Below are 17588 nucleotides of genomic sequence, written 5' to 3'. Positions count from 1 at the left end.
GAATCATCGGGGGGCTCTGCCCAGGTATTTCAACACCAGGTCCTCGTGTATACCTTCCATTTCGATCAGTTTGAGTGCCGCCCTGATATCATCAGCGTATTGGAGCACTGGCGAGTTTTTCGCCACCGCGATGTAGGACCGCTCACCAGGCACGAAAAATGGGGAGATATCGGCTTTAATGTCCAGTTTGTCAATCACATAGAGTCCTGCAAGTTCCGGAGCAATCACCACATCCACCCGGCCTTTCTGCATCATCCGCATCAGGTTTTCGTAGCGCGGCGCAGGCTCTTTCAGCAAATTTTCATCCGTGTCGAACCGCCGGAAATAGGAAGCACCCTCAAGAACACCAATGGCCCGGCCATAGAGATCCGAGTAGCGTTCGATCCTGTGCTCCTTATGCAGGTAAAAGAAGAGGCGGCGTTCAGGTGGAAAAGCCGGGGTCACCAACTCCATCAGCTCCGCCCGCTCCTCGGTCTCCAGAGGGCCGAGCATTACATCCACCGCCCCCTGCTGAACCATCCTCAAAACCCGGCGGAAAGGCGCCTCCCGGTAATGCACTTTCCAGCCCAGGCGGTCTGCGATTTCCTCGAATATTTCTACGTAGAGGCCAGTTCTCTCACCATTTTCGATAATCCTGTACGGAGGTGCATGGCTGGCGCCCACGGTTACTGTCAGGGCTTCCACGGTTTCCGTGCCCTGCTGGGCCGTGGCGGGAAGCGCCAGCGCCATCACGAAGGCGGCTATGAATACTCGCATTCCTGTCGTCCTTGCCTGTGTGCTTTTTGCGTTTTTTCAGGATCTGGCCATATATGTCCAGAGTATAGACGGTTCAAGATCTGCGGGGGCCGGATTTACGTAACGGTGGTTGAATTCAGCCACCGACGGCACAAGGTTGTTTCACAGACCAGTCAAGAAGTGCCATTCATTCGTTAACGTTAAGGACAGACACCATGAAGATTCTGATGGTTCTCACCTCACATGACCAGATGGGCGATACCGGCCACAAGACCGGCTTCTGGCTCGAGGAGTTCACCGCACCCTACTACGTTTTCCGGGATGCCGGCGCGGATATCACCATTGCCTCGCCGAAAGGCGGCCAGCCACCGGTGGATCCCAACAGCGAGACGGAAGAAGCCCTGACCGAAACCACCCGGCGCTTCCAGGAAGATCCCCACGCCAAGGAGTCCCTGGCCAGCACCAGGAAGCTGAGCGACGTGGACATGAACGAGTACGACGCCATCTTCTACCCGGGCGGCCACGGCCCGCTGTGGGACCTGGTCAACGACGACAAATCCGTCGCCCTGATCAAGACTGCGTACGAGCAGGGCAAGGTCATCGGTGCCGTATGCCACGCGCCGGCCGTGTTCAAGAACGTGGAAATCAAGCCCGGCCAGAACATTGTTGGCGGCCGGGAAGTGACCGGCTTCAGCAACAGTGAGGAAGAGGCGGTGGGCCTGAGCGGCATTGTGCCTTTCCTGCTGGAAGACATGCTGAAGGAAAACACCGCCACCTACACCCGGGGTGACGACTGGGCACCGCATATTGTGGTGGATGGCAAGCTGATTACCGGTCAGAACCCGGCGTCTTCCGAAGGGGCGGCGAAGGCCGTCGTGCAGGCCCTGCAGGAAAGCTGACCGGTTGAAATCGGGGTCAGATGAAAATGGGGTCAGATGAAATTTTCATCTGACCCCATTTTCATCTGACCCCATTTTCAGTCCCTCTCTCCGGCGTGGCTGATCAATCCGCCGGGCGCACCCGCCTCCAGCAACTGCCGTATGTGGTCCGGTATTGTCACCTTCCCCATAACCGAAGGCTGAATCACTACATAGGTGATGTCGGCGTCGGCTATAAAGGCCTCATCTCCGTACCGTAAAAACTCCAGATGCAACGTGAAGGACGTGTTGCCGATTCGCCCAGTGCGAATCCGGGCCTCAAGAACCTCATCGAATTTTGCCGGAGCTTTCCAGTTCACCGTGAGACTCACCACCTGGATGTCCAGATCCTGGTCCAGCAGATTCTGGTAATCCCCGAACAGCATGCGGATGTATTCGTTGACCGAAATATCAACAAAATCCGCATAACGGGCATTAAACACCACACCCTGGGCATCACATTCGCCGTAGCGGACGCGGAAGCGAAAGTGGAAAGGCAGATCACCAGCCATGAAGCTCCCCGATTAAAGTTCAGTTACCGATCCCAACAGCATCTCATATCTGTGCTAACGTGTTGAGGAATATCTCAAAAGGCTGGCCCTCTCCATGAGCAATCCCAAACACACCCTTTTCTGGATGACGATTTTCCTCGGCGTGGTCGTGGTTGTCGGCGCCCTGATCCACAAACCCCTGATCTCCGCCTTTATGGCCAACTGGGTCTTCAACCTCCTGATTCTGGGCGTACTGATTGTCGGCATTGCCCTGACCTACCGACAGGTGTTTGTGTTATTCCCGGAGCTGAAGTGGATCGCCCAGTTCCGCACCGGCCACGCCGGGCTCTCGGTAGTCCAGGAACCGCGGCTGCTGAAGCCACTGGCCCGGCAGCTGGGGGAGGACGCCAAGCGCGATCGTTTTACCCTGTCTACCATGTCCCTGCGCACGGTGCTCGATGGCATTCATTCGCGTATGGACGAACAGCGGGAAATTACCCGATATTTCATCAGCCTGCTGGTATTCCTCGGTCTGCTTGGCACCTTCTGGGGGCTGCTTGGCACCATCAATTCGGTCGGTCAGGTGATCACCGGCCTGGACATGAGCCAGGAGGACTTCGGCAAGGTGTTTGCCGAGCTTCAGGAGGGCCTTTTGACACCTCTTGAAGGCATGGGCACGGCCTTCAGTTCATCCCTGCTGGGTCTGGGCGGATCGCTGATTCTCGGCTTCCTCGACATCCAGGCCGGCCATGCCCAGAACCGGTTCTATGACGGGCTTGAGGAGTGGCTGACCGGCGTGACCAACCTGGTGGACCGGGTGGATGACAGGAAAGACCTGTCATGATCGGATCCAGACGCCGCAGCCGAAGCACCACCAACGTCTGGCCGGGTTACGTCGATGCCCTCTCGGCGCTGCTGATGCTCGTGATCTTCATGCTGCTGGTCTATGTGGTGAGCCAGCTTTATCTTTCCCAGACCCTGTCTGACCGCGACACCCAGTTGGCCCGCCTCAATGCCCAGTTGAACGAATTGTCGGAGCTTCTGGGCCTGGAGCAGAACAAGACCGATGCCCTGGAAGACCAGATGGCCAGCTTTCAGGACGATTACAGCGCCAGCCTGACCCGAAACGACAAACTGGTGAACCAGCTCGAGTCCACCCGCGAGCAACTGATGCAGCAGACCGCCATGGCCGAAGCCCGGGCCGAGCGGCTGGCAAGCATGGAGCAATCCATTGATGAGAAAGAGGAGATGTCCGCCAGCCAGCAGGCGATGATCCTGCGGCTGTCCAATCAGATTGCGTCGCTGCGGGAGCAACTGAGGCAGATCGCCTCCGCGCTGAAGTTGCAGGAGCAGATGACGGCGGAAAAAGAGCAGGAACTGGAACAGGTCAGCCGGCGGCTGAATACCTTGCTGGCCGAGCGGGTAAACCAGCTCGAACAGTACCAGTCGGAATTCTTTGCCCGACTACGGGACATCCTCGCCAGCAACGAGAACATCCGGGTGGTGGGCGACCGTTTCCTGCTGCCCTCGGAGTTGTTGTTTGCCTCGGGTTCGGCAGAACTTGGTGAGGATGGCATGCGCGAACTGGACAAGCTGGCAAAGGTGTTGCTCGCTGTCGCCGACAAGATTCCGGAGGATGTCGACTGGATTCTTCGAATTGATGGCCATACCGACGTTGTGCCCATCAACACCCCCAAATTCCCCTCCAACTGGGAGCTTTCCACCGCCCGCGCCGTGGCCGTGGTCCGCTATCTGGCAGCACAGGGGGTGCCCGAGCGACGCATGGTGGCCGCCGGCTTCGGCGAATTCTTCCCGGTGGCAGAAGGCACCTCGCCGGAAGCGCTACAGAAGAACCGGCGGATTGAGCTCAAGCTGACGGATCGCTGACCGGGCGCGGCCCACGCCGCCAGCCCCGACCAGCGGCCCATCAGAAATGAATAACCGTCCGGATGCTCTTACCCTCATGCATCAGATCAAATGCCTTGTTGATATCCTCCAAAGGCATTTCATGAGTAATAAACACATCCAGCGGAATCTCGCCTTTCTCGGCCTTTTCCACGTAGCCCGGTAGCTCGGTACGGCCCTTTACGCCACCGAAGGCTGAACCACGCCAGACCCGGCCGGTCACCAACTGGAACGGACGGGTGCTGATTTCCTCGCCGGCGCCGGCAACGCCGATGATGGTGGATTCGCCCCAGCCCTTGTGACAGGCCTCGAGTGCCGCGCGCATCAGTTTCACGTTACCCACACACTCGAAGGTGTAGTCCGCGCCGCCGTCGGTCATCTCGACGATCACTTCCTGAATCGGCTTGCCGTAATCGTTGGGATTGACCACATCGGTGGCACCCAGCTGTCTGGCGATGTCGAACTTGCCCGGGTTGATGTCCACACCAATGATCCGGCCGGCTTTCGCCATCTTGGCACCGATGATGGCGGCCAGGCCGATGCCGCCGAGACCGAAGATCGCGACGGTCGCGCCTTCTTCAACTTTGGCGGTGTTCAGAACCGCGCCGATACCGGTGGTCACGCCACAGCCCAGCAGGCAGACCTTGTCCAGGGGTGCTTCCCTGGGAATCTTCGCCAGGGAGATTTCCGGCAGCACAGTGTACTCGGAGAACGTGGAGCACCCCATGTAGTGGTACAGCGGCTGGCCCTTGTAGGAGAAGCGGGAGGTGCCGTCCGGCATCACGCCCTTGCCCTGGGTCGCCCGCACGGCACCACACAGGTTGGTCTTGCCGGAGGTACAGAACTTACACTCTCCGCATTCGGCGGTGTACAGGGGAATCACATGGTCGCCGACTTCCAGGTTCTTCACGCCAGGGCCTACGGCCTCGACAATACCACCGCCTTCATGGCCGAGGATCGTCGGGAACAGTCCCTCGGGATCAGCCCCTGAGAGGGTGTAGGCATCAGTGTGACAAACACCGGTGGCAACGATACGCACCAGGACCTCGCCCTCCTGCGGCGGGGCAACATCAACTTCAACGATTTCCAGCGGTTTGTTGGCTTCAAACGCCACCGCGGCACGGGATTTAATCACTGGCAGGCTCCTCTGGATCGATCGGGAATCTCGGCTATTGCGGATCCCGGTTATTTGACGGACTCTAGACGACCGGTCTAATATAGCAAACATGACAACAAACGACACCCGCACTCACATTATTCACACCGGCGCCGACCTGATCGGCCAGAAAGGTTTTGGCGCAACCGGCATTAATGCCGTGCTGACGGCCGCCGGCGTGCCCAAGGGGTCGTTCTACCACTACTTTAGCAGCAAGCACGATTTCGGCCTGGCGGTCATTGATACCTTCGCGGAGGAATACGACGCCAAACTGGATCGGATTCTCAACGACACCAGTCGCACCTGCGTGGACCGCTTGCGCGCCTACTTCGACACCGGCTTTGAGACCATGACCAGTTGCGAGTACACCCGGGGCTGTCTGATCGGCAATCTGGGCCAGGAACTGGCGGGGCAGAACGAAGCCTTCCGGCAACGGCTGGACACGGTCTTTGCCAGTTGGGAAAAACGGTTCGAACAGTGCCTTGGTGACGCCCAACGGGCCGGGGACATCAGCGCCGGCATAGACCCGGCCGACGCCGCCAGCTTTCTGCTATCCGGCTGGGAGGGCGCCATCCTGCGCTCCAAGGTTCTCAAGTCCACGGAACCCATGGAGCGGTTCGTGCGGGTCTTTTTCAAGCAGTGCCTGAACATCGACTGAACTTTTTTTCGATCACTGACTAGTAGACTGGTCTAATTAATAGCATTTAATCTTAAGAGTATTTCATCTGAAGGAGGATGCCCGATGAGCAACCAGAACGATCCACTGTTTCAACCGTGCCACCTGGGCCAACTGGCCCTGCCCAACCGGGTTCTGATGTCGCCACTGACACGCTCCCGCTCAAGCCAGCCCGGGGACGTTCCCAACGACATGAACGCCCGCTACTACCAGCAACGGGCCAGCGCCGGCCTGATCATCAGTGAAGCCACCCAGGTGTCACCACAGGGCAAGGGCTATGCCTTTACCCCCGGCATTCATTCGCCCGAGCAGGTTGAAGGCTGGAAGAAGATAACCGGTGCGGTGCACATGGCCGGTGGCCGGATCCACATGCAGCTGTGGCACGTGGGCCGGATTTCCCATCCGGATCTGCAGCCGAATGGTGAGCAGCCCGTTGCGCCGTCCGCCATCAGGCCCGAAGGCGCCAAAACCTTCATCAGCGCCGACTCCGGCATGGTGGATATTCCGGAGCCACGGGCCCTGGAAACCGGGGAAATGGCCGATATCATCGAGCAATACCGCCAGGGCGCACTGAATGCAAGGGAAGCCGGCTTTGATGGCGTTGAAGTCCATGCCGCCAACGGCTATCTGCTGGACCAGTTCATCAAAAGCGGCAGCAACCAGCGCACCGACGAATACGGCGGCCCGGTGGAAAACCGCCTGCGCCTGCCGCTGATGGTGGTCGAGGCCGTTATCGACGTCTGGGGCAAGGACAAAGTCGGGGTTCGCGTCAGTCCCACCGGCAGCTTCAACGCCATGGACGACGACAACCCGGTTGAGACCTTCGGCACCTTCGCCCGGCACCTGAACGACCTGGGCATTGCCTACATCGAAGTGGTGGAGGACTCCTTCCAGGGCAATCATGCCAACGGACGCCCGGAAGAGGTGATCGATGCCATCCGTGCCGGCTTCAAAGGCACCTATATCGCCAATGGTGCCTACACAGCCGATGAGGCCCGGAAGCGTATCAGCGAAGGTCGCTGCGATCTGGTCAGCTTCGGTCGACCGTTTATCGCCAACCCGGACCTGCCGGAGCGCTTCCGCCAGGGTGCGCCGCTGAACGAATGGGACGACAGTACCTTTTACGGCGGCGACGAGCGCGGATACACCGATTACCCAACGCTACAGGAACTCGAAAAGAGCGCCTGAACAAGGCTTTCATTTCCAAAGGAGACAAACCATGAGCAATACCAACGACCCGATCAACAGCAAAGTCGTCATTATCACCGGTGCCAGCAGTGGTCTCGGTGAAGCCACTGCCCGCCGTCTGGCCGACAGGGGCGCCAGGCTGGTACTCGCCGCCCGCCGTGAAGATCGCCTGAAAGCCCTGGCGGAGGACCTGAAATCCAGGGGCGCCGAGGCAATCTGGCAGGTCACCGACGTGACCGACCGCGCCCAGGTGGAATCCCTGGCCGCCGCCGCAAAAGAGGCCTTCGGCCGGATCGATGTGCTGGTCAATAACGCCGGCCTGATGCCTCTGGCGCCGCTGGACGCCCTGAAGGTAGACGAATGGGAACAGATGGTGGACGTCAACATCAAGGGCGTGATGTATGGAATCGCGGCGGTGTTGCCAACCATGAGGGAACAACACAGCGGACACGTCATCAACCTGTCGTCCGTCGCCGGCCACAAACTGTTTCCGGGGGCCGCTGTCTACTGCGCCACCAAATACGCCGTCCGGGCCCTGTCTGAAGGGCTGCGCATGGAAGCGGGTGACGAAATCCGCAGCACCAACATCTCGCCGGGGGCGGTGGCGACCGAGCTCACCAGCACCATCACCGATCCGGACGCCAAACAGGCGGCGGATGAGCTCTACAAGGTGGCGATTGATTCCGACGCCGTGGCCCGGGCCATTGTTTATGCCATCGAACAGCCCGCGGACGTCGATATCAACGAAATCATCCTGCGGCCCACCGCCCAGGAGTTGTAACACCAACCAGCAGCCTGTCGGACTTAAGTGATCGTCACGAGCCGCTTTCCCACCGGCACAGTAGATCAGCCTTAAGTCCGACAGGCTGCTGGTCCTTCAAATCCGTCGCAACGCCGCCGTATTCCATCTGGCGGCGTTGGCGGATGTTATTCACCACGCATTCGTAATTGCCCGTCACACCACCAGCGCCCGGGACAGTGGGAACTCCTCCAAGTGCTCATCCTGGCTGGCCATTCGCTGCCTGCCGGGGCGGGCGCTGCAGCAACCATCAGTGAATACGAAGCCGGTGAGACCGGAGACGAGCCTGCCTATCGGTGGCCCTGGCCCGAGTTGCCGTATCAATGAGCCGGATCTGGACTGGCGTTACGGCGCGGCATGGCCTGAGGAGCAACTGATCGACTATGATGTGGGGAGCAACTACGGCAACTGGCAATACCTCGCCGGCGTGGGAGCCGACCCCAGAGGCCTGAGGCAGTTCAGCCTCGATAAGCAGACGCAACAGTACGATCCCACGGGCACCTTCGTGGATCACTGGGGTGGACAAGCGGAACAGCCCGTGGGATTACACACAGTGGATGCAGCAGACTGGCCTCTGTTGTGACAGGCGTGGCAGCTATGACAAATTCCGGAAATACCAGCACAGCGCGGGACACCCTGGCCCGCATTATCGACACCACTGCACCGGGCACACTGCTAAGCTGCGGAGCTCTGGCCACAGAGGTATCCCGGTTCTGGCAACAGCATCGGGAAGACACTCACCTGCACACCCTGGACACCAGTGACCCCAACGCCAGCCTGCCAATGGACCGTGTTGCGGATCTCGCACTGATCAGCGACACCCTGGAACATCTGCCCCACGGCGAAGGGGCGCTGCTGCTGGGCCAGCTCAGGAACTACGGCACCCATCAGATAGCCGTGCTGGTGGGCGAAGCGCCGGGCTGGGCCTTTACCGATTTCATCGGCCTGGGCTTCCGGCGCCATGCCGAGCTGGAAAGTGAGAACGGCGTACTCACGCTGTACACCTACAACCTGGATACTTACAACCATAAACGGACCTGGAACAATCCAGAGAACTGGGCCAATCCGGAAATGTGGGGAAAAGCATGGTGGTGAACAGCCCGTCTTCAGGAAAACTCAAACCCAGCACCATCCGAATCGGCACCCGGTACCGGGCCAACCGTCTGAAAGGTCCCTACGATGCCATCGTGATCGGCTCCGGCATTGGCGGCCTGACCACGGCAGCGTGTCTGGCGAAGGCCGGCAAGAAGGTTCTGGTGCTGGAACAGCATTACACCGCCGGTGGCTATACCCACAGCTATGCCCGCAACGGTTACGAGTGGGATGTGGGTGTGCACTATATTGGTGACATGGGCTCACCCCATACCCTCGGCCGCCGGCTGTTCGACTACATCACCAACGGCAAGCTGGAATGGGCCCCCATGGACGAGAACTACGACCGGTTCTTTCTGGGCGACAAGGTGGTCAACCTGCGCGCCGGCAAGGAAGGCTTGCGGCACTCGCTGCTCAGCGCTTTCCCCGATGAACAGAACGCCATCGACCAGTACCTGAAGCTGCTGGGCAAGGTAGCCGACGGCATGCAGTGGTACACCCTCTCCAAGCTGACCCCCGGCATTCTCAGCCCACTGGTCCACAGGGGCCTGGATGTGGCACTGCCGGAGTGCTTTAACAAGACCACCTGGGAGGTACTGAGCGAGCTGACCGACAACCAGGAACTGATTGGCGCCATCACCGGCCAGTGGGGCGATTGCGGGGTTACGCCGAAACAGTCCAGCTTCATGGTCCATGCGCTGATTGCCAAACACTACCTGTATGGCGGTTTTTACCCTGTCGGCGGCGCCTCGGAAATCGCCAAAACCATTATTCCGGTGATTCAGGAGCCCGGCGGAGAGGTATTCACCTACGCCGATGTTACCGACATCCTGGTCGAAAAAGGCAAGGCGACGGGTGTACGCATGGCCGATGGCGAAGAGATCCGCGCGCCCCTGGTGATCAGTAATGCCGGTGTCATCAATACCTTCGAGAAGCTGCTGCCGGCCGCTGTAGCCGAAAGAACCGGCTATCAGGGCAAACGCCAGCACATCACCCCGTCCATGCCTCACATTGGCCTGTACATTGGTTTGAAAGGCACGCCGGATCAGCTCGGGCTGCCCCGCACCAATTTCTGGATATACCCAGGTGCCGATCACGATGGCAACGTGCAGCAGTTCCTTGATGACCCCGAGCACGCGGATTTCCCGGTGGTGTACATCTCCTTCCCGGCCGCCAAGGATCCGGATTACCAGAACCGCTGGCCGGGCACCTCCACCATCGAGATAGTCGCCCCCACCACCTGGGAGATTTTCGAGCCCTGGCAGGACACCCTCTGGGGCAAACGTGGCGAGGACTATGAAGCCCTGAAGCAGAAGATCACCGACCAGTTACTGGAGGTAATGTACGAAAAGCTGCCGCAGTTGCGGGGCAAGGTGGATTACGTGGAAACCTCCACCCCGCTTTCCACCGCCTGGTTCTGCCGTTATGGCCGGGGCGAACTGTATGGCCTGGATCACAACCCGGAACGGTTTGAACAGGACTGGCTGAAACCCAAAACCGACATTCCGGGCCTTTACCTTACCGGCCAGGACATCCTCACTTGCGGGGTGGTGGGCGCCATGATCGGTGGCCTGGTCACCACCCTGGCCATTCAGGGCTGGCGCGGTACCGGACTGGCGAAGCGAATCTTCGTGGGTTAATGCCATTGGCAATGCCTCCGGGGTTGCGCGATCATGGCTGCCCAACATCTCAGGTAATAAAGGGAACCTGTTCATGGCCCTGTTCAGCCAGAAAAACGCCGAGAAACAGTTAAACGCGGAAGCCAGCAAGGTCCATCGGGAAGACCTTGAAACACTGCTGGACCGGCAACACGCCATCGAGGAAAAAGTGAAAGGCAGCGGCAAACTGAAGCGTTTCAGTGCGGATATCCAGCTGATGTTCTCGATGATCCGGGACTACTGGTACGGCAATTACCGCAGCGTTCCCTGGAAGACAATCGCAGCGGTGGCGGGAGCGCTGCTGTATGTCATGAACCCGCTGGATGTTATCCCGGATCTGATTCTGGGTTTCGGTTTTCTCGACGATGCCGGCGTGGTCGCCCTGTGTCTGAAGCTGGTGGAATCCGACCTGCACCGTTACGCGGCCTGGAAAGAGCAGCAGGAAGAAGTGAAAAGTGTCCCTCAGACGAATTGATTAAACTCTGAACTGAAGGTAACCTCACCCCCCCAGTTCTGTCGGCACGTCAATCAAATCTGGAGTTCCCGTGGATTTCGCCACTCTTATTGGTCTTGCTGGCGCCATAATACTTATCGCCTCCGCAGTGATTCTCGGCGTATCGCCTTTGGTTTTTATCAATCCTGCGTCACTCTTGATCGTTGTTGGCGGCACGTTGCTGGTGGTACTTGCCAAGTTCAGCATTGCCCAGTTTTTCGGCGCCTTCAAGGCCGCTGCCAGGGCATTCAAGTTCAAGTTACCGGAAACCCAGGCCAGCATTGAAGAACTGGTGGAAATCGCCAATGTCGCCAGAAAAGAGGGCGTACTCGGCCTTGAGGGCCGGGAAGTAAGCAGCCCGTTTCTGGGGCAGGGCATCCAGATGCTGGTTGACGGACAGGGCGGCAATACCATCAAGCAGCTTCTGAGCAAGGAACGCCTGATGACACTGGAGCACAATCGCTCCGGCGCCAAGGTTTTTACCGCCATGGCGGACGTCGCTCCGGCCATGGGCATGATCGGCACCCTCATCGGTCTGGTTCAGATGCTTTCCAACATGGAAGACCCGAAATCCATCGGCCCTGCCATGGCCGTTGCGCTTCTGACCACACTCTATGGCGCCATGATCGCCACCATGATCGCTACGCCCATCGCAGACAAGCTGTCTCTGCGAATGACAGAAGAAGCCCGGATGCAGTCTCTTTACACAGACGCTCTTGTGGCCATTCAGGAAGGCACCAATCCGCGGATTATAGAACAGATGCTGTCAAGCTACCTGCCACCGAAGGAGCGTGAGAAACTGGTCGAAGCCGAGGGCACATAGGCATGGATGAGCTGCCGGAAGAGGAAAAACCGGGCATCCCCGCCTGGGTAGTCACCTTTGCAGACCTGATGTCTCTGCTGATGTGTTTCTTTGTTCTGCTGCTTTCGTTCTCGGAAATCGACGCCCAGAAGTTCAAACAGATTGCCGGCGAACTTTCCAAGGCCTTCGGGGTCCAGCGCGACGTACCGGTGCTGGAAATACCCAAGGGCACCAGCCCCGTTTTTGACACCTTCTCGCCCGCCCCTCCGGAGCCCACGGTAGTAAATGAAGTAAAGCAAACCACCACGGATGAACAGCCGGAGCTACAGACCCTGAAAAGCCCCGCAGACCTGGCCGTGGAGGCCGCGATCCAGGACCAGATAAAGGAAACCATGGGCGATCTTCTGCAGGTGCTGGAGCCGGCCATCGCCGACGGACGCATCAACGTCAGCCAGGACCAGCGGCGCATCGTGATCCGCGTCGAGGAAAAAGGCTCGTTTCCATCAGGCTCCGCACAGCTGACCTGGGAGTTCGAGGGCCTCCTGCTGGAAATGGCGAAAGTTCTGGCCACGATTCCCGGCAACCTGACCATTGAAGGCCATACCGACAACGTGCCCATCCGCACAGAACGCTTCTACAGCAACTGGGACCTGTCCGCGGCCCGGGCGGCGGCTGTGGCCAATGTATTGCTGGCCCGGGATTACGTGCAGCCCACCAGGCTTGCGGTAACCGGGCTGGCGGATACCGAGCCGAGAGTGTCGAACACTTCCCCCGAGAACCGCGCAAAAAACCGCCGGGTGGAGATCATCATTGATCTTTCCGAGCCCATGCAGGAACAGGAAATTCGCCTGCGGGAGCTTATTGAGTCCGAATCCGTGGATCAGGAAACGATCATTGGGATCGAGTCCGGCACCCTCTCTTCCGGCGAAATTAGCTGGTAAAAACACGCCAGATTGGTGCATTCACCCTGAAAACGCACAACTATAGTGCGGTAAGCGCCAACCATACCCCGCCAGCCGCTTTCAATATTGCCGCAACCCCCGTCCCACTCTCGAAATGCATTGTTTTGGAACAGCTCTTGCTTATCCTGCACCTCATCAATGCACAATTCCATGCCCTTTCCATGCACAACGGCCCGGAAGAGGCCCGATACCCAACATCAGGAGCGAAAACCCGTGGACATCACGAGTGCAGTAAACACCCTGACTGAAAGCGCCAACACACTGTTCATCCTGATCGGTGCCGTTATGGTGCTGGCCATGCACGCCGGCTTTGCCTTTCTGGAAGTCGGTACCGTCCGCCACAAGAACCAGGTAAACGCGCTGGTCAAGATCATGACCGACTTCGGCATCTCCGCCGTGGCCTACTTCTTCATCGGCTATTACATCGCCTACGGCACTCATTTCATGAGTGGGGCCGCCGAGCTCACCGCCGCCAACGGCTATGATCTGGTGAAGTTTTTCTTCCTGATGACCTTTGCCGCGGCCATTCCCGCCATCGTATCCGGCGGCATTGCCGAGCGGGCAAAGTTCTACCCCATGCTGATCGCTTCGGGCCTGATCGTGGCGTTCGTCTACCCCTTCTTCGAAGGGCTGGTCTGGAACGGCAACTACGGTTTCCAGAGCTGGCTTGAGAACCAGTTTGGTGCATCCTTTCACGACTTTGCCGGCTCCGTTGTGGTGCATACGGTCGGCGGCTGGATTGCGCTGGCGGCTGTGCTGGTACTCGGCGCCCGTAAAGGCCGGTATCGCCACGGCAAGGTCGTGGCGTTTGCCCCTTCCAATATTCCGTTCCTGGCCCTCGGTTCCTGGATTCTCACGGTTGGCTGGTTTGGCTTTAACGTCATGTCCGCCCAGACCCTCGATGGCATCAGCGGCCTGGTGGCGGTCAACAGCCTGATGGCCATGGTCGGCGGCATCCTGGTGTCGATGCTGCTGGGCCGCAAAGACCCGGGCTTTATTCACAACGGCCCGCTGGCCGGACTGGTGGCCGTGTGTGCCGGTTCAGACCTGATGCACCCGGTCGGGGCACTGATTACCGGGGGTGTGGCCGGCGCCATCTTTGTGTACCTGTTTGAATGGGCCCAGGCCAGGATTGTACGCCTGGACGATGTGCTGGGCGTCTGGCCCCTGCACGGTGTCTGCGGTGTCTGGGGCGCCATCGCCTGCGGCATCTTCGGCCAGGAGGCTCTGGGTGGCCTCGGCGGCATCAGCCTGATGTCCCAGATCATCGGCTCGGTGACCGGTGTCGCTGTCGGCTTTGTCGGCGGTCTGATCGTCTATAGTGTTATTAATGCGATCTCCGGCCTGCGGCTGACCGAAGAGGAAGAGTTCAACGGTGCGGACGTAAGCATTCACCGCATTGGCGCAACGGCTATCGAATAATCTTGTCGGTGGCCCGTCTTTTGCAGCCGGTTTTTTCATTCCGCGCCGTTATGTACGGCGCGATTGACGGAGACGAACCGAACCATGCTGATCCAGACGCCGGCCGAAGGCCTCTACGACGAGCTGTTTGATGAAGATAACCGGGTACGCCCCCAGTGCCGGATGCTGGAGCATTGGCTGATCAACTCAAACGAGGAGTTGATCGCCGAAAAACGTCGGGAAGCAGATGTACTGTTCCAGCGACTCGGCATCACTTTCAATGTATATGGTGAGGACCAGGGGGCGGACCGGCTTATCCCCTTCGACCTGATCCCCCGCGTAATTTCCGCCAGCGACTGGCAGAAACTCCAAAGCGGACTGCGGCAGCGGGTCCAGGCCCTGAACCGGTTTCTCTTCGACATCTACCACGACTACGACATCGTCAAGGCCGGCGTGATCAGTGCCGAACAGGTGTTTTCCAACCCTCAGTACCAGCCGGGGATGCAGAACCTGAAGCTGCCCCGCAACCTGTATTCCCACATCGCCGGCATCGACCTGATTCGTCATAACGACGGCGATTTCTACGTGCTGGAAGACAACCTCCGCTGCCCCAGTGGTGTGTCCTACATGCTGGAAAACCGGCGGATGATGATGCGGCTGTTCCCGGAGCTATTCACTCACTCCGCGGTGGCGCCGGTGGAACATTACCCCAACCTGTTGGGCGAAACCCTGCGGGCGGCCTCACTCAGAGCCGACCCAACGGTGGTTGTGCTCACCCCGGGCCGGTTCAACAGTGCCTATTTCGAACATGCCTTCCTGGCCAGGCAGATGGGTATCGAACTGGTGGAGGGCGCAGACCTGTTCGTGGCCCACAACAAGGTGTACATGAAGACCACCATCGGCCCGCAGCAGGTAGACGTCATCTACCGGCGCATCGATGACGACTTCCTGGATCCTCTGGCCGGCAACCCGGATTCCATGCTGGGGGTACCCGGCCTCTATGCGGCTTACCGGACCGGCAACGTGGTTCTCACCAACGCCATGGGGACCGGGGTTGCGGATGACAAATCCATCTACCCCTACGTCCCGGACATGATCCGCTTCTATCTGGACGAGGAACCCATCCTGAAAAACGTCCCGACCTGGCAGTGCCGCAAACCGACAGACCTTCAGTATGTACTGGATCACTTGCCGGAACTGGTGGTCAAGGAAGCCCAGGGCGCCGGGGGCTACGGCATGCTGATAGGCCCGAAGGCGGGCAAGAAGGAACTGGCCACTTTCCGCGACCTGCTCAAGGCCAGGCCCCAGAACTATATCGCCCAGCCAACACTGAGCCTCTCCACCTGTCCGACCTTTGTCGATGAAGGCGTCGCTCCCAGACACCTGGACCTGCGACCTTTCGTGCTATCCGGAAAGAAGATCCAGATGGTACCGGGCGGACTGACACGGGTGGCCCTGAAAGAAGGGTCGCTGGTCGTTAACTCTTCCCAGGGTGGTGGCACCAAAGACACCTGGGTACTGGAGGGCGACCCATGCTGAGCCGCGCCGCCTCAAGCCTGTTCTGGATGGCCCGTTACCTGGAGCGGGCGGAAAGCCAGGCCCGACTTCTCGATGTCAGCCTGACGATGGCCCTGATTGATGTGCCGGAAGACCGCACGGAGCAGTTATCCGTGCCCTTGCTGGTTTCCGGCACCCGCGAAGTTTTCCTCGACTACCATGATGAGATCACGCCCCAGAATCTCATCGATTTTCTGTTGCTCGACAACCGGCACCCCGCCAGCGTGTTCAGCATCATACAAAGTGCCCGGGACAACGCCCTCCACGTGCGCGGCAACCTGTCCTCGGATGTCTGGGAAAGCATCAACCAGGCCTGGCTGGAGATGCAGGAATTGCAGCGCAGGGGCGTTACCGAATCCAATGCCAGCACTGTGTTCGACTGGGTCCGGGAACGCTCCCACATGTTCCGGGGCGCGGCGTATGGCACCCTGCTGAGAAACGATGCCTTTCATTTCCTGAGATTGGGCACCTTCATTGAACGGGCCGATACCACCGCCCGGGTGCTCGACATTCGCCATGTCATGGCCATGAAAGCCATGGAGGACCATGCCACCCAGGCCTTTTTCGAGTGGACAGCCGTGCTGCATTCCCTGGCAGCCTTCGAGGCCTACCAGAATACCTACGGCCATAACCTCGATGCCATGAGCGTTGCCGAACTCCTGATCCTGGAGCCGGACGTGCCTCGTTCACTGCATGGCTGCCTGCAGGAAATCGCCAGCCTTTTGGAGCAGGTGGAAAGCGGGGATGCCCAGCGTTCACGGCGCCTGGCCTCCAGCCTTTACGCCAATATCCGGTACGGTGACCGGGATTACATAGCCGAACGGGGCCTGCACGAATACCTGGTTGATTTCCTCGACCGAATTCAGGGGATCGCCGCTCAGATCCAGAGAGACTACATGGGGTGGCAGGGATGAGACTTCATATCCGGCACGAAACGCGTTACACCTACGAAGCACCAGTGAGTGACAGCATCCAATACATCCGGCTGACACCCCGCAACACCCCTCAGCAACGCATCCACGACTGGCACCTGGAGGCACCCGGTGAAACCAGCCAGATGGTGGATGGCTTCGGCAACCTGGTGACGGTAATGACCCTCGATAAGGCGGTAAACGAGATTGTGCTGACCGCCGAAGGTATTGTCGACCTAACGGGAAAACCACTGACCCGGGATGATTCTCCCTTCCCGCCGGAGGTCTTCCTGCGCCAGACCCCGCTCACTGAAGCAGACGAAGCGCTGAAAACCCTGGCCGTTCAACACCCCCCCAATAAGCGGGGCCTGGTACGGCTGATGAAACACCTGCGGGAGCACGTGGCGTTCATGCCGGGTGCCACCACGGTGACCCATACTGCCAGCGAAGCCTTCAAACAGAAAGCCGGTGTATGCCAGGACCACACCCACATGTTCCTGGCCTGTTGCCGGCACATCGGCGTTCCCGCCCGTTATGTCAGTGGCTACATACACTCGTCGAACGACGCCCATGTTGCCACCCACGCCTGGGCCGAAGCCTGGATCGGGCGAAACTGGCAAACCTTCGATGTGGTGAACACCCTGAACGTGGCCGAGAGCCACATCAAGCTGGCGGTGGGACTGGATTACCGGGATGCAGCTCCGGTTCGCGGCGTTCGGGCCGGTGGGGGAATGGAGCATATGGAAACTCGGGCCTGGGTGACCAACCCGGCGGGCAGTCAGTAACAAAAAGCCGGCAAACGCCACAATAAAGCGCTCACACCTAACCGGAGGAGTTGATTAGAC

The 17588-nt window shown here is 59.2% G+C and carries 19 protein-coding genes; 16 read left to right on the top strand and 3 right to left on the bottom strand.

Going from position 1 to position 17588, the window contains the following annotated elements; translation table 11 throughout:
• Window positions 1-3 precede the first annotated feature (3 nt).
• Window positions 4-756 carry an ABC transporter substrate-binding protein gene (locus tag NLK58_RS14955; protein WP_117619220.1) on the bottom strand — a complete coding sequence of 251 codons (753 nt, stop codon included), beginning with the start codon at window positions 754-756 and terminating at the stop codon, window positions 4-6.
• A gap of 194 nt (window positions 757-950) precedes the next feature.
• Between NLK58_RS14955 and NLK58_RS14950 the strand changes: the two genes are divergently transcribed.
• The gene (locus tag NLK58_RS14950) at window positions 951-1634 is read left to right on the top strand and encodes a type 1 glutamine amidotransferase domain-containing protein (protein ID WP_117619219.1); all 684 of its coding nucleotides are present in this window, start codon (window positions 951-953) and stop codon (window positions 1632-1634) included.
• Window positions 1635-1711: 77 nt separating this feature from the next.
• Here the strand turns inward: NLK58_RS14950 and NLK58_RS14945 are convergent, their stop codons facing one another.
• Window positions 1712-2164, bottom strand: coding sequence for a thioesterase family protein (locus tag NLK58_RS14945; RefSeq protein ID WP_117619218.1), 453 nt, complete (start codon window positions 2162-2164; stop codon window positions 1712-1714).
• Window positions 2165-2258: 94 nt separating this feature from the next.
• Here NLK58_RS14945 and NLK58_RS14940 point away from each other — a divergent pair, with 94 nt between their 5' ends.
• The gene (locus NLK58_RS14940; RefSeq protein ID WP_117619217.1) at window positions 2259-2987 is read left to right on the top strand and encodes a MotA/TolQ/ExbB proton channel family protein; all 729 of its coding nucleotides are present in this window, start codon (window positions 2259-2261) and stop codon (window positions 2985-2987) included.
• On the top strand, window positions 2984-4030 hold the full coding sequence (locus tag NLK58_RS14935) for a peptidoglycan -binding protein (protein ID WP_341581194.1): 1047 nt from the start codon (window positions 2984-2986) through the stop codon (window positions 4028-4030). The genes NLK58_RS14940 and NLK58_RS14935 overlap by 4 nt, the downstream gene beginning before the upstream one ends.
• A 40-nt stretch (window positions 4031-4070) precedes the next feature.
• On the opposite strand, the gene NLK58_RS14930 is transcribed toward NLK58_RS14935, so the two are convergent.
• The gene (locus tag NLK58_RS14930; RefSeq protein WP_341581193.1) at window positions 4071-5183 is read right to left on the bottom strand and encodes an S-(hydroxymethyl)glutathione dehydrogenase/class III alcohol dehydrogenase; all 1113 of its coding nucleotides are present in this window, start codon (window positions 5181-5183) and stop codon (window positions 4071-4073) included.
• A 91-nt stretch (window positions 5184-5274) separates the two neighbouring features.
• On the opposite strand from NLK58_RS14930, the gene NLK58_RS14925 reads away from it, so the two are divergent.
• From NLK58_RS14925 to NLK58_RS14865, 13 genes are all read left to right on the top strand, one after another.
• Window positions 5275-5862, top strand: coding sequence for a TetR family transcriptional regulator C-terminal domain-containing protein (locus NLK58_RS14925; RefSeq protein ID WP_341581192.1), 588 nt, complete (start codon window positions 5275-5277; stop codon window positions 5860-5862).
• An 84-nt stretch (window positions 5863-5946) separates the two neighbouring features.
• Complete coding sequence (locus tag NLK58_RS14920; protein ID WP_341581191.1) at window positions 5947-7068, top strand: alkene reductase; 1122 nt, start codon at window positions 5947-5949, stop codon at window positions 7066-7068.
• Window positions 7069-7099: 31 nt separating this feature from the next.
• On the top strand, window positions 7100-7849 hold the full coding sequence (locus NLK58_RS14915) for an SDR family oxidoreductase (RefSeq protein WP_341581190.1): 750 nt from the start codon (window positions 7100-7102) through the stop codon (window positions 7847-7849).
• 136 nt (window positions 7850-7985) lie between these two features.
• Window positions 7986-8450 carry an FAD-binding domain-containing protein gene (locus NLK58_RS20645; protein ID WP_376788051.1) on the top strand — a complete coding sequence of 155 codons (465 nt, stop codon included), beginning with the start codon at window positions 7986-7988 and terminating at the stop codon, window positions 8448-8450.
• A 14-nt stretch (window positions 8451-8464) separates the two neighbouring features.
• On the top strand, window positions 8465-8962 hold the full coding sequence (locus NLK58_RS14905; RefSeq protein ID WP_341581189.1) for a DUF6231 family protein: 498 nt from the start codon (window positions 8465-8467) through the stop codon (window positions 8960-8962).
• On the top strand, window positions 8953-10599 hold the full coding sequence (locus NLK58_RS14900; protein WP_341581188.1) for an NAD(P)/FAD-dependent oxidoreductase: 1647 nt from the start codon (window positions 8953-8955) through the stop codon (window positions 10597-10599). Before NLK58_RS14905 ends, NLK58_RS14900 begins: the two co-directional genes overlap by 10 nt.
• A gap of 73 nt (window positions 10600-10672) precedes the next feature.
• Window positions 10673-11092 (top strand): YkvA family protein, encoded by a 420-nt coding sequence (locus NLK58_RS14895; protein ID WP_341581187.1) that lies wholly within the window; start codon window positions 10673-10675, stop codon window positions 11090-11092.
• A 70-nt stretch (window positions 11093-11162) separates the two neighbouring features.
• The gene (locus tag NLK58_RS14890; RefSeq protein WP_341581186.1) at window positions 11163-11933 is read left to right on the top strand and encodes a MotA/TolQ/ExbB proton channel family protein; all 771 of its coding nucleotides are present in this window, start codon (window positions 11163-11165) and stop codon (window positions 11931-11933) included.
• A gap of 2 nt (window positions 11934-11935) precedes the next feature.
• Entirely contained in the window at window positions 11936-12853 is a 918-nt protein-coding gene (locus NLK58_RS14885; protein WP_341581185.1) for a flagellar motor protein MotB, read from the top strand.
• Between the two features lie 234 nt (window positions 12854-13087).
• Window positions 13088-14296, top strand: a complete 1209-nt coding sequence (locus NLK58_RS14880; RefSeq protein ID WP_341581184.1) for an ammonium transporter — start codon at window positions 13088-13090, stop codon at window positions 14294-14296.
• Between the two features lie 84 nt (window positions 14297-14380).
• Entirely contained in the window at window positions 14381-15814 is a 1434-nt protein-coding gene (locus tag NLK58_RS14875; protein ID WP_341581183.1) for a circularly permuted type 2 ATP-grasp protein, read from the top strand.
• On the top strand, window positions 15808-16746 hold the full coding sequence (locus NLK58_RS14870; protein ID WP_341581182.1) for an alpha-E domain-containing protein: 939 nt from the start codon (window positions 15808-15810) through the stop codon (window positions 16744-16746). Before NLK58_RS14875 ends, NLK58_RS14870 begins: the two co-directional genes overlap by 7 nt.
• A complete protein-coding gene (locus NLK58_RS14865; protein ID WP_341581181.1) occupies window positions 16743-17528 on the top strand; it encodes a transglutaminase family protein in 786 nt (261 codons plus the stop codon). Before NLK58_RS14870 ends, NLK58_RS14865 begins: the two co-directional genes overlap by 4 nt.
• The last annotated feature ends 60 nt before the right edge of the window (window positions 17529-17588 follow it).

The sequence above is a fragment of the Marinobacter metalliresistant genome (assembly GCF_038098645.1).
GTDB classification, from domain to species: Bacteria; Pseudomonadota; Gammaproteobacteria; order Pseudomonadales; family Oleiphilaceae; genus Marinobacter; species Marinobacter metalliresistant.
The sequence above is the reverse complement of the archived record's forward strand: the minus strand, read 5'-3'. Positions and strand labels throughout refer to the sequence as shown.